Source organism: Streptomyces viridosporus T7A, assembly GCF_008704515.1.
Classification (GTDB): domain Bacteria; phylum Actinomycetota; class Actinomycetes; order Streptomycetales; family Streptomycetaceae; genus Streptomyces; species Streptomyces viridosporus.
Genome location: NZ_CP023700.1, coordinates 1,564,713 through 1,582,106 on the forward strand (window position 1 = coordinate 1,564,713; position 17,394 = coordinate 1,582,106).

Here is a 17,394-nt window from a genome sequence, read left to right on the forward strand (position 1 = left end):
TAGCATCTCTGTCGCCATGCAGACGATTCCCACCCACACCAGCCTCGTCGCCGTCGGCGACTCCTTCACCGAGGGCATGTCGGACCGGCTGCCCGACGGCACGTACCGGGGCTGGGCCGATCTCCTGGCCGCGCGGATGGCGGCCGCCCAGCCCGGTTTCCGGTACGCCAACCTCGCGGTGCGCGGCAAGCTGATCCGGCAGATCGTCGACGAGCAGGTGGAGGCCGCGGCGGCCATGCGGGCCGACGTGGTCACCCTGGTCGGCGGGCTCAACGACACCCTGCGGCCCAAGTGCGACATGGGCCGGGTGCGGGACCTGCTGACCGAGGCCGTGGAGCGGCTGGCCCCGCACTGCAAGCAGCTGGTGCTGATGCGCAGCCCGGGCCGCCAGGGCCCGGTCCTGGAGCGCTTCCGGCCGCGCATGGAGGCCCTGTTCGCCTGTGTCGACGAGCTCGCCGAGCGGCACGGCGCGCTGGTCGTCGACCTGTACGGGGCGCCCTCGCTCGCCGACCCCCGGCTGTGGGACGTGGACCGGCTGCACCTGACCGCGGAGGGCCACCGCAGGGTCGCGGAAGCGGTGTGGCAGACGCTCGGCTACCCGCCCGAGGACCCCGAGTGGCACCTGCCCCCGGAGGCGACGCTGCCGCCGCGCTGGGCGGCCCGGCGGGTCGCGGACGTCCGGTTCGCCCGGCAGCACCTGCTGCCGTGGATCGGCCGCCGGCTCACCGGCCGCTCCTCGGGCGACGGCCTGCCGCCCAAGCGCCCCGAACTGCTGCCGTACGGGGACCGGTAGCGGTCCCGGCCCCCGGCCGGGCCCTTGGAGCTTCCGACGAACCACCCGGTGGCGCTGGCCTGCACGAATCGCCAGTAGACTCCGTACACGTGACTGCTGCGCCCGCCAAGCCCCGTATCCCGAACGTCCTCGCCGGACGCTACGCCTCCGCCGAGCTCGCCACGCTCTGGTCCCCCGAGCAGAAGGTGAGGCTGGAGCGCCGGCTCTGGCTCGCCGTGCTGCGGGCCCAGAAGGACCTCGGGATCGAGGTGCCGGACGCGGCGATCGCCGACTACGAGCGGGTCCTCGACCAGGTCGACCTGGCCTCGATCGCCGAGCGCGAGAAGGTCACGCGGCACGACGTGAAGGCGCGGATCGAGGAGTTCAACGACCTCGCCGGGCACGAGCACGTGCACAAGGGGATGACCTCGCGCGACCTCACCGAGAACGTCGAGCAGCTGCAGGTCCGGCTCTCGCTGGAGCTGGTGCGCGACCGCGCGGTGGCCGTGCTGGCCCGGCTGGGCAGGCTGGCCGGCGAGTACGGCGAGCTGGTCGTGGCCGGCCGTTCGCACAACGTGGCCGCGCAGGCCACCACCCTCGGCAAGCGGTTCGCCACCGCCGCCGACGAACTGCTCGTCGCGTACGGCCGGGTGGAGGAGCTGCTGGCCCGCTACCCGCTGCGCGGCATCAAGGGCCCGGTGGGAACGGCGCAGGACATGCTGGACCTGCTCGGCGGCGACGCGGATCGGCTGGCGGAGCTGGAGCGGCGGATCGCCGGTCACCTGGGCTTCACCGAGGCGTTCACCTCGGTCGGCCAGGTCTATCCGCGTTCCCTGGACTACGAGGTGGTGACCGCGCTGGTGCAGCTGGCCGCGGCGCCGTCGTCGCTGGCGAAGACGATCCGGCTGATGGCCGGGCACGAGCTGGTCACCGAGGGCTTCAAGCCGGGCCAGGTCGGGTCCTCCGCGATGCCGCACAAGATGAACACCCGCTCCTGCGAGCGCGTCAACGGCCTGATGGTGATCCTGCGCGGCTACGCGTCGATGACCGGCGAGCTGGCGGGCGACCAGTGGAACGAGGGCGACGTGTCCTGCTCGGTGGTGCGCCGGGTCGCGCTGCCGGACGCCTTCTTCGCGCTCGACGGCCTGCTGGAGACGTTCCTGACGGTGCTCGACGAGTTCGGCGCCTTCCCGGCCGTCGTGGCCCGGGAGCTGGACCGCTACCTGCCGTTCCTGGCCACCACCAAGGTGCTGATGGGCGCGGTGCGCGCGGGGGTCGGCCGCGAGGTCGCGCACGAGGCGATCAAGGAGAACGCCGTCGCCACGGCCCTGGCCATGCGCGAGCAGGGCGCCGAGCGCAACGACCTGCTCGACAAGCTCGCCGCCGACGAGCGGCTGCCGCTCGGGCGCGACGAGCTCGAAGCGCTGATGGCGGACAAGCTGTCCTTCACGGGCGCGGCGGGCGACCAGGTCGCCGCCGTGGTCGGCCACATCGACGAGATCGTGAAGCAGCGCCCGGAGGCCGCCGGTTACGTCCCGGGGGCGATCCTCTGAGTCGCTTCACCCCCGAGGAGCTCCAGGCCGCCCGCGACCGGCTGGTGCCGGACGTGGCCGCGGACGGCCTGCGCGTGCTGTTCTGCGGCATCAACCCGGGTCTGATGACGGCCGCGACCGGCCACCACTTCGCCCGCCCCGGCAACCGCTTCTGGCCGGCACTGCACCGCTCCGGCTTCACCCCGAGGCTGCTGAAGCCGGCGGAGCAGGAGGAGCTGCTGTCCCACGGGCTCGGCATCACCAACGTCGTGGCGCGGGCGACCGCGCGGGCCGACGAGCTGAGCGCCGAGGAGTACCGGGAGGGCGGACGGCTGCTCGCCCTGAAGGTGGCCCGGCTCCGTCCGCGGTGGCTGGCGGTCCTGGGGGTCACCGCGTACCGGACCGCGTTCGACGACCGCGGGGCGAAGGTGGGGCCGCAGACGCGGACGATCGGCGACACGCGGGTGTGGGTGCTGCCCAACCCGAGCGGGCTGAACGCGCACTGGACGCCGGCGGCCCTGGCCGAGGAGTTCGCACGGCTGCGGGAGGCCGCGGAGCGGTAGGCGCCGGACCGTGCGCGCGGGCGGCGCGCCGGGCCCGCGGCCCGAGCGCCCTCCCCTCTCCTCCCCTCCGCCGATCCCGGCGGGCCGTGCGCGGGGTTCAGGAGCCGTGCGCGGGCTTCGTGGACCACTCGCGGGGTCTCCGAGGGCCGTCCGCGGGATCCGGGGGCCGTCCGCGGGATCCGGGGGTCGGTGCCTCGCAGGCCGCGGCCGGTCTCCGGCACCGTCGCGCGGCGGCCCGACCCCCGCTGTCGGCGTCCGGCTCCCGGTCAGGCGTCCCGGCGGCGCAGGCTCCACGCCCCCGCCAGGAGCGCGGCGGCCGTCCACAGCGCGGTCACCGCGAGCCCCGACCAGGGGCCCAGCGGTCCCTCGTGGGTCTGCTGGAAGACCAGCTGTCCGGCCCGGTCGGGCAGGAAGTCGACGACGGGGCCGGCCGCGTCGCCGATCACGAAGGACACGACGACGATGAACGGGATCAGCACGGACAGCGTGGCCACACCGCTGCGCAGCAGGGCCGTGAGGCCCGCGGCGAACAGGGCCATCAGCATGAGGTAGACACCGCAGCCCACGACCCCGCGCACCTGTTCGCCCCCGGTGAGGCCGTCCGCCAGGGAACCCAGTCCCGCGCGTGCCGCGAGGAGCGCGGCGAGGGCGGTCAGCAGCCCGGCGACGAGCGCCGGTACGGCGATCGCCGTCACCTTGGCGGCGAACCAGCGGCCGCGCCGCGGAACAGCCGCCAGCGAGACGCGCAGGGCGCCGCCCTGGAACTCCGACGACACGGCCATGGTGCCGAAGGAGATCGCGGCGATCTGGCCCGGCATGACGCCGGACAGGGAGATGTACAGCGGGTCGAAGTCGTCCGGCATCTCCGAGATGCCGGCGAGCGCGGAGAACGCCGTGGTCACGGCGAACAGCGCCAGGAGGGCCCCGGGGAGCGAGCGGAGCGTGCGGATCTTCAGCCACTCGGACCGGAGTACGGGTGCGAACTGCATGGTCAGGCCTCCTGGGGCTGTGCGGTGAACTCGGTCTCGGCCGCGGTCAGGTCCAGATAGGCCTGCTCCAGCGTGCCCTCGTCCGCCGCGAGTTCGAGGATCGGCACCCCTGCGGCGGAGGCGAGGCGCCCGATGTCGTCCACCCGCGCGTCCGGCACGCTCCAGTGCCCGTCCGGGTGCTCCACCATGGCGTGGCCCTCCCGGGCGAGCGCCTCCTTGAGGGCGGTGGGGTCGCAGGTGCGGACGCGGACGGTGGGCCGCACGCGTGCGCGGATGAACTCCCGCACCGGGGTGTCGGCCAGCAGCCGGCCCCGCCCGAGGACGACCAGGTGGTCGGCGAAGGAGGCGGTCTCGTTCATCAGGTGGCTGGAGACCAGGACGGTCCGTCCCTCGTCCGCGAGGCGGCGCAGCAGGGTGCGGATCCACACGATGCCCTCCGGGTCCAGGCCGTTGGAGGGCTCGTCGAGCATGATGACCTCCGGGTCGCCGAGCAGCGCGGCGGCGATGCCCAGCCGCTGGCGCATGCCCAGGGAGTACGTCCGCACCCGGCGGCGGGCCACCGGTCCCAGGCCGGTCTCCTCCAGCACCTCGTCGACCCGGCGGTCCGGGATGCGGTTGCTCGCCGCCAGGACGCGCAGGTGGTCGCGGCCGGTGCGGGAGCCGTGCGCGGCCTGCGCGTCGAGCAGGGCGCCGACCCGGCGCAGGGGCTCGGGGAGGGTGGCGTAGGCGCGTCCGCCGACGGTGGCGGAGCCGGACGTCGGGCGGTCGAGGCCGAGCACCAGGCGCATGGTGGTGGACTTGCCGGCGCCGTTGGGGCCGAGGAAGCCGGTGACCCGGCCGGGCGGGACGCGGAAGGTGAGGTCGTCGACGGCCCGCCGGGTGCCGTACTCCTTGGTGAGGTTCTGGACGTCGATGCTGGTCATGTGCCTCAGCGTGGCCGCGGACCGGAGGTCGGCACCTCCCCCGGGCGGGGAGAGGCCCTCCCCCGTGCGGGGGAGGCCGGTCGTCGGTGGCGGCTGGCACGATGACGCGATGACCACCGTCCTGCGTCCGCTCCTGCGCGGGGTGACGTACACCCGCATGCTGCATCTGTGGGTGACCGCGCTGCCGTTCAGCATATGGATCTTCATCTATCCGGCGGCCCCGTGGGCGCCCCTGCTCGTGCTGATCCCGCTGGGACTGGTTCCGGTGGTGCGCAGGGGCGAGGGGATACAGGCCCGGCTGCTGCTGGCGCCCGACGAGCGGGAGTCGGAGTTCTCCGAGGAGCCGTCGGCGACCTGGCCGGACCGGTGGCGGACCGTGCTGTGGCTGGCGGCGCGGGTGGGGCTGGCGGTGGTGACGGGGATCACCACCACCTGGCTGCCGCTCCTGGCCTACGGCTCGGGCGAAATGGCCATGGGCCACGCGCCGGGGGGCATCCCCTTGCTGGAGGACGCGACGCCGCACTGGGCCTACGCGCTGCTGATCCCGGTCTTCCTGGTCCTGCTGTACGCGGTGGTGGTGGGGCTCGGCGAGCTGGTCACCGCCGTCGCGCGCCGTCTGCTCGGCCCCTCCCCCACCGAACGCCTGGCCGCCCTGGAGGCCAGGACCGAACAGCTCCTGGAGCGCACCCGCATCGCACGCGAGCTGCACGACTCCATCGGCCACGCCCTGACGGTCGCCGTCGTGCAGGCCGGTGCCGCGCGGGCGGCGGGCGACCCCGCCTTCACCGACCGGGCGCTGGGCGCCATCGAGGAGACCGGCCGGGCCGCCCTGGAGGACCTGGAGCGGGTCCTCGGCGTCCTGCGCGAGGCGCAAAAGCCGGTGAGCGGCCGGCCCACGCTCGCGGACGCGGACCGCCTGCTGGAGTCCGCCCGGGCCTCCGGGGCGGAGGTCGACGCCGAGGTGAGCGGACCGGTGGGCACCGTGCCCGGCCCGATCTCCCGCGAGGGCTACCGCATCCTGCAGGAGTCGCTGACCAACGCGCTGCGGCACGCGGGGGCGGTCCCCGTGCGGGTTCGGATCCACGTCGCCGACGGTGCGCTGCTGCTGGAGGTCCGCAACCCGCTGCCGGGGGACGTGCCCGGCCCCGGGCGCGGCAGCGGGCTGCGCGGCATACGGGAGCGCGCCGCGCTGCTCGGGGGCCGCGCACGGACCGGACCGGACCGGGACGACTGGGCGGTGCGGGTCGAACTGCCGCTGTCCGGTGCCGAGATGCGTTGATCTAGGCTGACCGGATGCCGGTCACCGTTCTGCTCGTCGACGACGAGCCCCTCGTGCGCGCGGGGCTGCGTGCCGTGCTGGAGGCGCAGCCCGACATCGAGGTGGTCGGGGAGGCGGCCGACGGGGCGGCGGTGATCCCGCTGGTGCGGCGGCTGCGGCCGGACGTGGTCGCCATGGACGTGCGCATGCCGCTGCTGGACGGGATCGAGGCCACGCGCGCGCTGCTGCGGACGGTCGAGGAGCCGCCGAAGATCCTCGTGGTGACGACGTTCGAGAACGACGAGTACGTCTACGAGGCGCTGCGTGCCGGGGCCGACGGGTTCCTGCTGAAGCGGGCGCGGCCGGCGGAGATCGTGCACGCGGTGCGGCTGGTCGCCGAGGGCGAGTCGCTGCTGTTCCCCGCCTCGGTGCGCCGGCTCGCGGCCGAGTACGGCGACGACGGCGGCAACCGCGCGGCGCGGGACGTGCTGGAGCGGGCGCGGCTGACCGAGCGCGAGGCGGAGGTGCTGCGGCTGATGGCCCGGGGGCTGTCGAACGCGGAGATCGCCGCCCGGCTGGTGGTGAGCACGGAGACGGTGAAGTCGCACGTGAGCGCCGTACTGGCGAAGCTCGGGGCGCGCGACCGCACGCAGGCGGTGATCGCGGCGTACGAGTCGGGGTTCGTGGCGCCGGGATGAGTCGCGTCCCGGGGCGGGTCGGAGCCGTTGCCCCTGGGGCGGACCGCGGGGTTCCGCCCGGAGGTCGCCGGGGCGCGCCGTGCCGAGTACCATCCGGCCCACACGCGCATGAGCTGGGAGGACGGACGGTGGGTCGGCTGACCGGGGGGGACCCCTCGCTGCTGCGAAGGATCAACTCCGCGGTGGTGCTGCACGCGTTGCGGGCCACGGACTGCGCGACGCTGACCGAGGTCACCCGGGTGACGGGTCTGTCCCGGCCGACCGTCGAGGGCGTCGTGGAAGGGCTCATCGAGGCGGGCCTCGTCGTCGAGAAGGCGGCCGAGGAGGGGGCCGCACGGCGGCAGGGGCGGCCGGCGCGGCGGTTCCGCTTCCGTGCGGAGGCCGGGCACCTGCTGGGCCTGGAGATCGGCGTGCACCGGGTGGCCGCGCTGCTGGCCGACCTGGACGGCCGGGTGATCGGCGCCCAGGCCAGGGACGTCGACGAGACGGTCGGGGCCGACGAGCGGCTGGAGCGGCTGCGCACCGCCGTCGCCGAGCTACTGCGCCGGGCCGGTGTCGCGCGCGGCTCCCTGCGGGCCGTGGGCGTGGGCACGCCGGGCATCGTCGAGGCCGACGGGACGGTGCGGCTGGGCACGGCGCTGCCCGGATGGACGGGGCTGGGCCTCGGGGAGCGGCTGCGCCGGTCCTTCAAGTGCCCGGTGCTGGTGGAGAACGACGCCAACGCGGCCGTCGTCGCCGAGCACTGGAAGGGCGCCGCCAAGGAGACCTGCGACGTGGTGTTCGTGCTGGCCGGGCTGAGCCCGGGAGCCGGTTCGCTGATCGGCGGGCGGCTGCACCGGGGGTACAGCGGGGCGGCCGGTGAGATCGGGGCGCTGCACCTGCTGGGCCGGGAGGCGACTCCGGAGACGCTGCTGTCCACCACGGACGAGCCGCTGCACCCGCTCGACGAGCAGGCGGTCGCCGAGGTCTTCGCCCGGGCCCGCGAGGGCGACCGGCGGGCGCTCGCGGCGGTGGACCGCTTCACCCGGCGGCTCGTGCACGACGTGGCGGCGCTGGTGCTGGCCCTCGACCCGGAACTGGTGGTGATCGGCGGCTGGGCGGCCGGCCTGGACGGGGTCCTGGAGCCGCTGCGCCGTGAACTGGCCCGCTACTGCCTGCGCCCGCCGAGGGTCGCCCTGTCCCTCCTCGGGGAGGCGGCGGTGGCGACGGGCGCGCTGCGGCTCGCCCTGGACCACGTGGAGGAGCAGCTCTTCGCGGTGGACGGCACGGTGACGGCGCGTCGGTGAGGAGCCGGTGCGCCGGTGGCGGCCCGCCGGCCCCGTCGCGCCCGGGAGCGCGGCGGGGCCGGGACGCGGCGGTCCTCAGGAGGCGGCGCGCTCGGGTCCGTGGTGGATCTCCACGCCGCCGAAGTCGCCGAAGGTCAGCCGGCAGGTGTCCGCGCGGTAGGTGGCCACGGAGAGCGCGGCGGTGCGGCCCCGGGCGATGAAGCGGGTGGTGACGACGAGGACGGGCGCGCCGGGCAGGCGGTCCAGTTCCCTGGCGTCGTCCGCGCGGGCGGAGCCGAGCTCCACGGCGTTCTCCTGCCGCTCCAGTTCCAGGCGCTGCAGTTCGCGCAGCACCGCACGCGCGCGGGCCGCGCCGGACGGTGCGTCGATGCCGGAGAGGTCGGGCACCGATCCGGCCGGGATGTGGAGCAGCTCGGCGGCGACGGGCTGACCGTGCGACACGCGGGAGCGGCGCACGATGTGCACGGGCTCCTCACGGCCGGTCACCAGGGCCTCGGCGACGGCCGCGGGCGGCACCTCGAGCACGCAGTCGAGGGGCTGCCAGGCGTCGTCCGGCCCGCCCGGCCAGGCGTGCTGTGCCGTGCCGACGGACACGCCCATGCGCGGCGGCGCGACGGTCGTGCCCACACCGCGGCGGCGCTGCAGCCTGCCCTCCAGTTCGAGCTGTTCCAGCGCCTGCCGGAGCGTGGCCCGGGCGACGCCGAAGCGGGCGGCGAGGTCGCGCTCGTTGGGCAGGATCTCGCCCACGGAGAACTCCGAGTCCAGCGCCTCGCTGAGCACGGTCCTGAGGTGCCAGTACTTCGGTTCCGGCACCGTTTCCAGCTGCGTGGTCCCCACCCTGTCCTCCGCGATCGCCGTGTCCGGCGGCGTTTTAGCGCCCTTGTTTATTAAAGGTTGTTTCACTTGTCAGCGACGATAGGGCGCCCCTCACCCTTGGTCAATACCAATCCCGGTCCGCTTGCGCGTGGCGTGATCGAACGGCCACGAAGCGTCCGGGACGCGTCGGGGCCCCCGCCGCGGCGGGGGCCTCGGTGTGCGGACGTCAGGTCACCGGGCGGCGGCCAGGTGCCGCAGCTTGTCGGGGTTGCGGATGACGTACACCGTCCGGACGCGTCCGTCGGCGACGTCGAGCTGGAAGACGGAGTCGGGCTCGTCGCCGGACAGGACGAGCACCGCGGGGCCGCCGTTGAGCTCCAGGAAGCGGAAGGAGAGGTCCGCGACGCCCTTGCGGGCGGTGCCGTGGAGGAAGCGGCCCACCTTGTCGGCGCTGTGCAGGACCCGCAGCGGGGCGCGCGACTTGCCGCCGCTGTCGCCGACGAGACGCACGTCCGGGGCGAGCAGGTCCATCATCGCCGCCAGGTCGCCGCCGGCCGCCGCGGCCAGGAACCGCTCGGTGAGGTCGCGGCGCCGCACGGGGTCGACCTCGTAGCGCGGGCGCCGCTCCTCGACGTGCCGGCGGGCGCGCCCGGCGAGTTGGCGCACGGCGGGCTCGCCGCGGTCGAGCATGGCCGCGATGTCGGCGTACGGGTAGCCGAACGCCTCCCGCAGCACGAAGACCGCGCGTTCCAGCGGCGACAGGGACTCCAGGACGACGAGGACGGCGAGGGAGACGGAGTCGGCGAGCACGGCCCGCTCGGCGGCGTCCGGGGCGGTGTCGCCGAAGTCGGTGGGGTACGGCTCCGGCAGCCACGGGCCGACGTAGGTCTCCCCGCGTGCCTTGATCCGGCGCAGCCGGTCGAGGGCGAGGCGGGTGGTGATGCGCACCAGGTAGCCGCGCGGCTCGCGCACCCCGGACCGGTCGCCGCCCGACCAGCGCAGCCACGCGTCCTGGACCACGTCCTCCGCGTCGGCGACCCGGCCCAGCATGCGGTAGGCGACTCCCAGGAGAACGGGACGGTGCTCCTCGAAGACGTCGGCCATGGCGTCGGTGGTCACCGCACCATCCCAGCCGACCCGCGCGGCCGTGTCCAGGCGGAACCGGTGCGCCCCGGCGGGCGGGTCACCGGTGGCGGGACCCGCGGGGGCAAGGGGCTACCCGTGGGTAGCAATTGCTGACAAGCTGTCTACGCCGTCAGGCGGCGTCCGATCCCGCGAGTCCCAGACGAGGAGCACCCCCATGTCCGCGACCGTCTCCTTCGAGGTCACCTCCCCCCTCGGTCCGCAGCCCGTGACCCTGTCCTACGCGCGCGTGGGCCGCGGTGAACCGCTGCTCCTGCTGCACGGCATCGGGCACCACCGGCAGGCCTGGGACCCGGTGGTGGACATCCTGGCGACCGAGCGGGAGGTGATCGCCGTGGACCTGCCCGGTTTCGGCGCCTCCCCCGCGCTGCCCGACGGCCTCACCCACGACCTGCCGACCATGAACGCCGCGCTCGGCGCCCTGTGCGCGGCGCTGGAACTGGACCGGCCGCATGTCGCGGGCAACTCGCTCGGCGGCCTGCTGGCCCTGGGCATGGGCCGCGAGAAGCTCGTCCGGTCCGTCACCGCGCTGTCCCCGGCCGGTTTCTGGACCCCGGCCGAGCGGCGGTACGCCTTCGCCGTGCTGATCGGCATGCGGCGGGTCGCGGAGCGGATGCCGCTGCCGCTGGTCCGGCGCCTCGCCCGCTCGGCAGCCGGCCGGGCGGCGCTGACCAGCACCATCTACGCCCGCCCGGGGCGCCGTTCGCCCGAGGCCGTGGTCGCCGAGACGCTCGCGCTCGCCGGTGCCACCGGCTTCACCGAGACCCTCCGCGCGGGCACCACCGTGCGGTTCACCGACGACGTGCCCGGCATCCCCGTGACCGTCGCCTGGGGCGCCCGCGACCGGCTGCTCGTCCCCCGGCAGGGCGTCCGCGCCAAGCGGACCATCCCCGGGGCCCGGCTGGTCCGGCTGCCCGGCTGCGGCCACGTCCCGATGAACGACGACCCGGCGCTGGTCGCGCGCGTCCTCCTCGACGGCAGCCGCCGCTGAAGGCCGCCCGGCGGCTCCCGCGGACGGCCGGCCCCCTAGGGTCCCTGTCATGACGCCACCGCACACCGACTCCGACGGGGACCTTGCCTCCCCCGCCTGGGAGTTGCTCCTGCCCGCCGCCTCCGCACCGGCACGCGCGCGGGGCCGTTCCCTGCAGGCGGCGCTGCGCGAGGCGGTGCGGTCGGGCCGGCTGGCGCCGGGGACCCGGCTGCCGTCGAGCCGTGACCTGGCCGCCGACCTCGGGGTGTCGCGCGGGCTGATCACCACGGCGTACGAGCAGTTGACCGCGGAGGGCTACCTGCGCTCCGGCCGGGGCGCCGGGACATGGGTGGGAGACGCGGTACGGGCCGCCCGGCCGCGCGCGCACGACCTCGCCCCGCGCTCCTCGGGCGCCCGCGCCGACTTCGTCCCCGGCACCCCCGACCTGTCGCTGTTCCCGCGCTCCGCCTGGGCCGCGGCGCAGCGCAGCGTGCTGGCGGACCTCCCGCACCGGGAGCTGGGGTACCCCGATCCGCGCGGCCTGCCCCGGTTGCGCACGGCGCTGGCCGAACTGCTCGTACGACGCCGGGGCGTGGTGGCCGATCCCGAGCGGATCGTGGTGGTCTCCGGGGTCGCGCAGGCGACGACGCTGCTCGGCTCCGCGCTCCGCGCGCGCGGGCTGCGCACGGTCGGCGTGGAGGACCCCGGAAGCCCGCAGCACGACGCCCTGTACGCCTCGTCCGGGGTCTCCGCCGTGCCCGTGCCCGTGGACGGGGAGGGGCTCGCCATGGAGCCGTTGCGGGCGTCGGGGGTACGGGCGGTCGTCGTGACGCCGGCGCACCAGTTCCCCACCGGCATCGCCTACTCCGCGCGGCGCCGGGCCGAACTGCTCGACTGGGTGCGGTCCGTGGACGGGATCGTCCTCGAGGACGACTACGACGGCGACTTCCGCTACGACCGCGCGCCCGTCGGCGCGCTGCAGGGACTCGACCCCGAGCACGTGGCGTACACCGGCTCGGTCAGCAAGTCCCTCGCCCCGGGGCTGCGGCTCGGCTGGCTGCTGGTGCCGCGGTCGTGGACCGAGGAGGTGGTGGAGCGCAAGCGGACCATGGACCTCGGCCATCCGGCCCTGGACCAGGCGCTGTTCGCGCGGTTCCTGGAGCGCGGCGACTACGACCGCCAGCTGCGCCGCTGCCTGCGCGCCTACCGCGAGCGGCGCGACGCCCTGGTCGCCGCCCTGGGCGCGCACTTCCCGGGCGCCGAGGTGTCCGGGATCGCGGCGGGGCTGCACGTCATCGCCTCGCTGCCTCGGCGGTACGGGCCGCGGGAGCGCTTCCTCGCACGCGTGGCGGGGGCCGGTGCGGCGGTGCGCCCGCTCGCGGACCACGCGCGCACCGGCGCGGCCCACGACGACGGGGCGGACGGGGGCGTGCGGCTCGTGCTGGGCTACGCGCACGTGCCGCCCGCACGGATCCACGAGGGGGTGCGCCTGATGGCCGAGGCCGTCACCGGCTGAGGGCCGGGGCGCGTCGACTCACCGCCGCCGCACGGTTGTTCACCCGGGGTTCGCGTGCGAGCCTCGTCGCCCCCGTAGGTGTGGCAGCGCACACCGACCGGCCGGAACCCGTACCTGGAGGCGCATCCATGTCCCACCGTCCGCTCCCCGACCGCCGCGCGGTCCTGCGCGGCTCCCTCGCGGCCTCGGCGGCCCTGACCCTGCCCACCGCGCTCGGCACGGCGCCCGCCTTCGCCCGGTCCGGTCGCCCGCGGGCCGCCTGGGGCGTGCAGACGGGCGACGTGACCCGTGACTCCGCACTGGTGTGGGTGCGTTCCGACCGTCCGGCCCGGATGATCGTCGAGACGTCGGCGACCGAGTCGTTCCGCCGTCCGCACCGGTGGCACGGCCCGCTGCTCGGCGCGGGCACGGACTTCACCGGTACCACCCGGCTGCACGGGCTGCCGCCCGGCGAGCGGATCCACTACCGCGTGCTGCTCGCCGACCCCGACGACCCGCGCCGCACCGGGGAGCCGGTCACCGGCACGTTCCGCACGGCGGCGGCGCGGCGGCGCGACGGTGTGCGGTTCGTGTGGTCGGGCGACCTGGCCGGACAGGGCTGGGGCATCAACCCCGACCTCGGCGGCTACCGCATCTTCGACGCGATGGCACGGCTCGACCCGGACTTCTTCCTGTTCAGCGGCGACACCGTCTACGCCGACGGTCCCATCGCCGCCACCGCGGCCCTGCCGGACGGCGGCACCTGGCGGAACATCACCACCGAGGAGAAGTCCAAGGTCGCCGAGACCCTCGCCGAGTTCCGGGGCGCCTTCCGCTACAACCTGCTCGACGAGAACCTGCGCCGGTTCAACGCCCACGTGCCGTCCGTCGTGCAGTGGGACGACCACGAGGTGCGCAACAACTGGTACCCCGGCCAGCGGATCGCGGACACGGACGCCCGGTACACCGAGAAGAGCGTCGACGTGCTGGCGGCCCGGGCGCGGCGCGCGTTCGGCGAGTACTTCCCGATGTCCACGCCGCGGCCGGGCGCCCGGGAGGGGCGGGTGTACCGGGTCCTGCGGCAGGGGCCGCTGCTCGACGTGTTCGTGCTGGACATGCGGACGTACCGGGGCGCCAACTCCCCCGGCGACCAGGTCGTCGACCCGCAGGGCATCCTCGGGCGCGAGCAACTGGAGTGGCTCGAGCGGGAGCTGGCGCGGTCGCGGGCGGTGTGGAAGGTGATCGCCGCCGACATGCCGATCGGTCTCGTCGTGCCCGACACCACCGAGGGGCGGCAGAACGTCGAGGCGGTCGCCCAGGGCGACCCGGGGGCGCCGCTGGGGCGGGAGCTGCAGATCGCGGAGCTGCTGCGGTTCGTCAAGCACCGGCGGATCACCGGCACGGTGTGGCTGACGGCCGACGTGCACCACACCTCGGCCCAGCACTACCAGCCCTCGCGGGCCGCGTTCGGCGACTTCGAGCCGTTCTGGGAGTTCGTCTCCGGCCCGTTGAACGCGGGCGCCTTCCCGGCCGTCGCGCTCGACGGCACCTTCGGCCCGGAGCGGGTGTTCGTGAAGGCGCCCACCGCGTCGAACGTCTCGCCCGCCGGCGGCCACCAGTACTTCGGCGAGGTGGACATCGACGGCGACAGCGGCGTGCTGACGGTGCGGTTGCGGGAGCAGGACGGCACCGTGCTGTACACCAAGAGGCTGCAGCCGGGCCTGGTCGGTCAGTGACGCGACACCAACCGGCCGACGACCCGACAAAAACAGACATAAGGAGTCTTTACTCGCCAGTCACGGTGCGTTCGTGGTCGCGAAACACGATTCCTCCACAGTGGCGGTATGAGTCGAGACATGTCTGAAGCGACCCACGCCCGGCACGGACGCACCACGCACCGCCGGTGGACCCCGGCCGGGCTCGCCGAACTGTGCCGGGCGGCGTTCCGCACGTGGTGGGCACGCCGCCACGGCCACGCGCCACCGGCCTGCGGTACCGGCGCCGCCCGGCCGCCCGCCGCGGTGGCCGGGGAGGGCGCCCTGTGGCGGATGCGGACGACGGTGAAGGACGCACCGGGTTCGCTGGCCGCGCTGTGCACGGCGCTGGCCGAGCGGCACGTCGACATCCTCAGCCTGCAGACGCACCCGCTGGGCGGGGCCACGGTGGACGAGTTCCTGCTGCGGGTCCCGGCCGGCCTGACCGGGTCCGACCTCACCGGAGCGGTGTCGCGCGCCGGGGGCGCGGACACCTGGATCGAGCGGGCCGACGCCCACGACCTGGTGGACGCCCCGACCCGGGTGCTGGGGCTGGCCGCCCGCGCCGCCCAGGACACCTCCGAACTTCCGCTGGTGCTCCGCCAGTTGCTGGGGCGGTGCACGATCCGTTCCCTGCCCGCCGCACCGTTCGGCGGCCACGGGACGGCGCCGGCCGTGCCGGTGGAGGGGACCCTGGAGGGCACCGTGATGCGGCTGCGCGCCCCGGAGGGCGGACTGATCACCGTGGAGCGGCCCCGTCTGCCGTTCACCCCGGCCGAGTTCGCCCGGGCCCGGGCGCTGGTGGACCTGGACGCCCGGCTCGGCCCGAGGATCCCGCGCGGCCGGGACGTGCTCACGCTGCCCGAGGGCAGCGACATCTCCGTGCGCCGGGCGGACACCGGCGACCTGCCGGCGGCGCGGGCGATGCACGAGCGGTGCTCGGAGCGAACCCTGCGCATGCGGTACCACGGGCCGGTCGGCGACGCGGACCGCTACCTGAACCACCTGCTCGGTCCGCGCTTCGGGCGGACGCTCGCCGCGCAGACGGCCTCCGGCCGCGTCGTCGGCCTCGGCCACCTGCTGTGGGACGGCGACGAGACCGAGGTGGCGCTGATCGTGGAGGACGCCTGGCAGCGCCGGGGCGTCGGCGGCGAACTCCTCGCCCGGCTGGTCGCCCTGGCCGCCGAGGCCGGCTGCGCCACCGTGTACGCCGTGACGCAGGCCTCCAACACCGGCATGGTCGCCGCGATGCGCGGCCTCGGGCTCCCCCTCGACTACCAGATCGAGGAGGGCACCCTGGTCCTCACGGCCCGCCTGGACGCCGAGCCGGCCGTGGGCCGCCTCTTCGAGCTCCGCGGCCCGCGTACGGGGATCGGCCGGTCGTAGCTCCCCGTACGGCGCCCCCTCGGTCCGCCCGGCGTGACCCGCCGGGCGGACCGAGGGGCGCGCGGAGCCTCAGCCCTGCGCCAGCGCCTCCGAGCGGGCCGGCGCACCGGCCCGCTCCCCCAGGGCCCGGTCCAGGTCGGCCCACAGGTCCTCGACGTCCTCCAGGCCGACCGAGAGCCGCAGCAGCCGGTCGCTCACCCCTGCGTTCCTGCGGTCCTCGGCGTCGACGATGCGGTGGCTGATCGACGCCGGGTGCTGGATGAGGGAGTCCACGCTGCCGAGGCTCACCGCCGGGGTGATCAGCCGTACGGCGCCGATCACCTCGTGCGGGTCGCCGTGCACCTCGAAGGAGACCATCGCCCCGCCGACGCGCGGGTAGTGCACCCGGGCCACGCGCGGGTCGGCGGCGAGCCGGCGGACGAGCTCGGCGGCGTTCGCGGAGGCCGCCCGGACCCGCACCGGGAGGGTCGACAGGCCCCGCAGCAGCAGGTAGCCGGCCAGCGGGTGCAGTACGCCGCCCGTGGCGAAGCGCACCTGGCGCAGCCGTCCGGCGAACTCCTCGTCGCAGGCCACGACGCCCGCCAGCACGTCCCCGTGCCCGCCGAGGTACTTGGTCGCGCTGTGCAGCACCAGCCGCGCCCCGTGCTCGGCCGGGCGCTGGAGCACCGGGGTGGCGAAGGTGTTGTCGACGAGGAGCGGCACGGAGCCGCAGGCGTGCGCCACGGCCCGCAGGTCGACCTCGGCGAGCGTGGGGTTGGCCGGGGACTCGACCAGCACCAGGCCGGTGTCCGGGCGCAGCGCGTCGGCGACCCCGGCCGGGTCGGTCCAGGTCACCTCGGAGCCGAGCAGTCCGGCGGTCAGCAGGTGGTCGCTGCACCCGTACAGGGGCCGCACCGCCACGACGTGGCGCAGGCCCATGGAGCCGCGGACCAGCAGGACGGCGCTGAGCGCGGCCATGCCGCTGGCGAAGGCGACCGCCGACTCGGTGCCCTCCAGGCGGGCCAGGGCGGTCTCGAAGCGGGCGACGGTCGGGTTGCCGAGCCGCCCGTAGACCGGCGGGCCGTCCGGTTCGGCGCCGGTGGTGGCGAAGGCGTCGATCCGGTCGGCCTCGCCGCGGCTGTCGTACGAGGGGTAGGTGGTGGACAGGTCGATCGGCGGGGCGTGCAGCCCCTGCCCGGCGAGGTCGTCCCGGCCGGCGTGCACGGCCTCGGTGTCGAGTGCTCTCTTGGTGGCGCGCGTGTCCATGCCCAGGTCCATGGACGGAAGGGTGAACACGGATCGGGTCACCGGAGCGGATCCCCGTGTTACGTTCGGGCCGTGGCCGAATCTGTCGTACTGGATCCGGTGGACCTCCATCTGCTGCGGCTGTTGCAGAACGACGCCCGGACGACGTACCGGGACCTCGCCGCCCAGGTCGGGGTCGCGCCGTCCACCTGCCTGGACCGGGTGGCCCGGCTGCGCCGGTCCGGCGTGATCCTCGGGCACCGGCTGAAGCTGGATCCGGCCAGGTTGGGCCGGGGTCTGCAGGCGTTGCTGTCGGTGCAGGTCAGACCGCACCGGCGGGAGCTGGTGGGGCCCTTCGTGGAGCGGATCAGGGCGCTGCCCGAGTCGCTGACCGTGTTCCACCTGACCGGCCCGGACGACTACCTCGTGCATGTCGCGGTCGCGGACATGGCGGATCTGCAGCGGCTGGTGCTCGACGAGTTCACGGCCCGGCGGGAGGTGGCGCGCGTGGAGACCCGGCTGATCTTCCAGCAGTGGGACTGCGGTCCGCTGCTGCCGCCTTCGCCCTCAGCACAAAGCGGGTGA

Annotated in this window: 16 protein-coding genes; 11 read left to right on the forward strand and 5 right to left on the reverse strand. The window is 75.2% G+C overall.

Going from position 1 to position 17,394, the window contains the following annotated elements:
* Positions 1-16 precede the first annotated feature (16 nt).
* The 3 genes from CP969_RS07365 to mug all read left to right on the forward strand — a co-directional run bounded on the left by CP969_RS07365 (position 17) and on the right by mug (position 2,867).
* Positions 17-793, forward strand: coding sequence for an SGNH/GDSL hydrolase family protein (locus CP969_RS07365; RefSeq protein WP_004991085.1), 777 nt, complete (start codon positions 17-19; stop codon positions 791-793).
* Between the two features lie 89 nt (positions 794-882).
* A complete protein-coding gene (purB, locus tag CP969_RS07370; RefSeq protein ID WP_016827251.1) occupies positions 883-2,325 on the forward strand; it encodes an adenylosuccinate lyase in 1,443 nt (480 codons plus the stop codon).
* Positions 2,326-2,369: 44 nt separating this feature from the next.
* A complete protein-coding gene (gene mug, locus CP969_RS07375) occupies positions 2,370-2,867 on the forward strand; it encodes a G/U mismatch-specific DNA glycosylase (protein ID WP_016827250.1) in 498 nt (165 codons plus the stop codon).
* Positions 2,868-3,133: 266 nt separating this feature from the next.
* Here the strand turns inward: mug and CP969_RS07380 are convergent, their stop codons facing one another.
* Together CP969_RS07380 and CP969_RS07385 are read right to left on the reverse strand one after the other, a co-directional pair.
* Entirely contained in the window at positions 3,134-3,856 is a 723-nt protein-coding gene (locus tag CP969_RS07380) for an ABC transporter permease subunit (RefSeq protein WP_016827249.1), read from the reverse strand.
* A gap of 2 nt (positions 3,857-3,858) precedes the next feature.
* Complete coding sequence (locus tag CP969_RS07385; protein WP_016827248.1) at positions 3,859-4,779, reverse strand: ABC transporter ATP-binding protein; 921 nt, start codon at positions 4,777-4,779, stop codon at positions 3,859-3,861.
* A 109-nt stretch (positions 4,780-4,888) separates the two neighbouring features.
* Between CP969_RS07385 and CP969_RS07390 the strand changes: the two genes are divergently transcribed.
* The 3 genes from CP969_RS07390 (at position 4,889) to CP969_RS07400 (ending at position 8,021) form a co-directional block, all read left to right on the forward strand.
* Positions 4,889-6,058, forward strand: coding sequence for a sensor histidine kinase (locus tag CP969_RS07390; protein ID WP_016827247.1), 1,170 nt, complete (start codon positions 4,889-4,891; stop codon positions 6,056-6,058).
* A 14-nt stretch (positions 6,059-6,072) separates the two neighbouring features.
* Positions 6,073-6,735 carry a response regulator transcription factor gene (locus CP969_RS07395; protein ID WP_004991079.1) on the forward strand — a complete coding sequence of 221 codons (663 nt, stop codon included), beginning with the start codon at positions 6,073-6,075 and terminating at the stop codon, positions 6,733-6,735.
* Between the two features lie 128 nt (positions 6,736-6,863).
* A complete protein-coding gene (locus CP969_RS07400) occupies positions 6,864-8,021 on the forward strand; it encodes an ROK family transcriptional regulator (protein WP_016827245.1) in 1,158 nt (385 codons plus the stop codon).
* Positions 8,022-8,096: 75 nt separating this feature from the next.
* Here CP969_RS07400 and CP969_RS07405 read toward each other — a convergent pair whose 3' ends face one another.
* Complete coding sequence (locus CP969_RS07405; protein WP_004991075.1) at positions 8,097-8,858, reverse strand: GntR family transcriptional regulator; 762 nt, start codon at positions 8,856-8,858, stop codon at positions 8,097-8,099.
* A gap of 210 nt (positions 8,859-9,068) precedes the next feature.
* Positions 9,069-9,956: an RNA polymerase sigma-70 factor gene (locus tag CP969_RS07410; RefSeq protein WP_016827244.1), complete on the reverse strand. Its 888-nt coding sequence runs from the start codon at positions 9,954-9,956 to the stop codon at positions 9,069-9,071.
* 181 nt (positions 9,957-10,137) lie between these two features.
* On the opposite strand from CP969_RS07410, the gene CP969_RS07415 reads away from it, so the two are divergent.
* From CP969_RS07415 to CP969_RS07430, 4 genes are all read left to right on the forward strand, one after another.
* Positions 10,138-10,971: an alpha/beta fold hydrolase gene (locus CP969_RS07415; RefSeq protein WP_016827243.1), complete on the forward strand. Its 834-nt coding sequence runs from the start codon at positions 10,138-10,140 to the stop codon at positions 10,969-10,971.
* Positions 10,972-11,020: 49 nt separating this feature from the next.
* Positions 11,021-12,466, forward strand: coding sequence for a MocR-like pyridoxine biosynthesis transcription factor PdxR (gene pdxR / locus CP969_RS07420; RefSeq protein WP_016827242.1), 1,446 nt, complete (start codon positions 11,021-11,023; stop codon positions 12,464-12,466).
* A gap of 128 nt (positions 12,467-12,594) precedes the next feature.
* Positions 12,595-14,181, forward strand: coding sequence for an alkaline phosphatase D family protein (locus CP969_RS07425; protein ID WP_016827241.1), 1,587 nt, complete (start codon positions 12,595-12,597; stop codon positions 14,179-14,181).
* 108 nt (positions 14,182-14,289) lie between these two features.
* Positions 14,290-15,585 (forward strand): GNAT family N-acetyltransferase, encoded by a 1,296-nt coding sequence (locus CP969_RS07430; protein ID WP_026085356.1) that lies wholly within the window; start codon positions 14,290-14,292, stop codon positions 15,583-15,585.
* A 69-nt stretch (positions 15,586-15,654) separates the two neighbouring features.
* Here the strand turns inward: CP969_RS07430 and CP969_RS07435 are convergent, their stop codons facing one another.
* Positions 15,655-16,842, reverse strand: coding sequence for a trans-sulfuration enzyme family protein (locus CP969_RS07435; protein ID WP_026085355.1), 1,188 nt, complete (start codon positions 16,840-16,842; stop codon positions 15,655-15,657).
* Between the two features lie 60 nt (positions 16,843-16,902).
* Here CP969_RS07435 and CP969_RS07440 point away from each other — a divergent pair, with 60 nt between their 5' ends.
* Positions 16,903-17,394 carry an Lrp/AsnC family transcriptional regulator gene (locus CP969_RS07440; protein WP_004991068.1) on the forward strand — a complete coding sequence of 164 codons (492 nt, stop codon included), beginning with the start codon at positions 16,903-16,905 and terminating at the stop codon, positions 17,392-17,394.

Bases quoted from the DNA above. Each gene is read 5' to 3' on its own strand.
- CP969_RS07390 (WP_016827247.1), top strand. From the start codon at position 4,889: ATGACCACCGTCCTGCGTCCGCTCCTGCGCGGGGTGACGTACACCCGC.
- pdxR (WP_016827242.1), top strand. From the start codon at position 11,021: ATGACGCCACCGCACACCGACTCCGACGGGGACCTTGCCTCCCCCGCC.
- CP969_RS07380 (WP_016827249.1), bottom strand. From the start codon at position 3,856: ATGCAGTTCGCACCCGTACTCCGGTCCGAGTGGCTGAAGATCCGCACG.
- CP969_RS07395 (WP_004991079.1), top strand. From the start codon at position 6,073: ATGCCGGTCACCGTTCTGCTCGTCGACGACGAGCCCCTCGTGCGCGCG.
- CP969_RS07430 (WP_026085356.1), top strand. From the start codon at position 14,290: ATGAGTCGAGACATGTCTGAAGCGACCCACGCCCGGCACGGACGCACC.
- CP969_RS07365 (WP_004991085.1), top strand. From the start codon at position 17: ATGCAGACGATTCCCACCCACACCAGCCTCGTCGCCGTCGGCGACTCC.
- CP969_RS07385 (WP_016827248.1), bottom strand. From the start codon at position 4,779: ATGACCAGCATCGACGTCCAGAACCTCACCAAGGAGTACGGCACCCGG.
- CP969_RS07435 (WP_026085355.1), bottom strand. From the start codon at position 16,842: ATGGACCTGGGCATGGACACGCGCGCCACCAAGAGAGCACTCGACACC.
- CP969_RS07415 (WP_016827243.1), top strand. From the start codon at position 10,138: ATGTCCGCGACCGTCTCCTTCGAGGTCACCTCCCCCCTCGGTCCGCAG.
- CP969_RS07425 (WP_016827241.1), top strand. From the start codon at position 12,595: ATGTCCCACCGTCCGCTCCCCGACCGCCGCGCGGTCCTGCGCGGCTCC.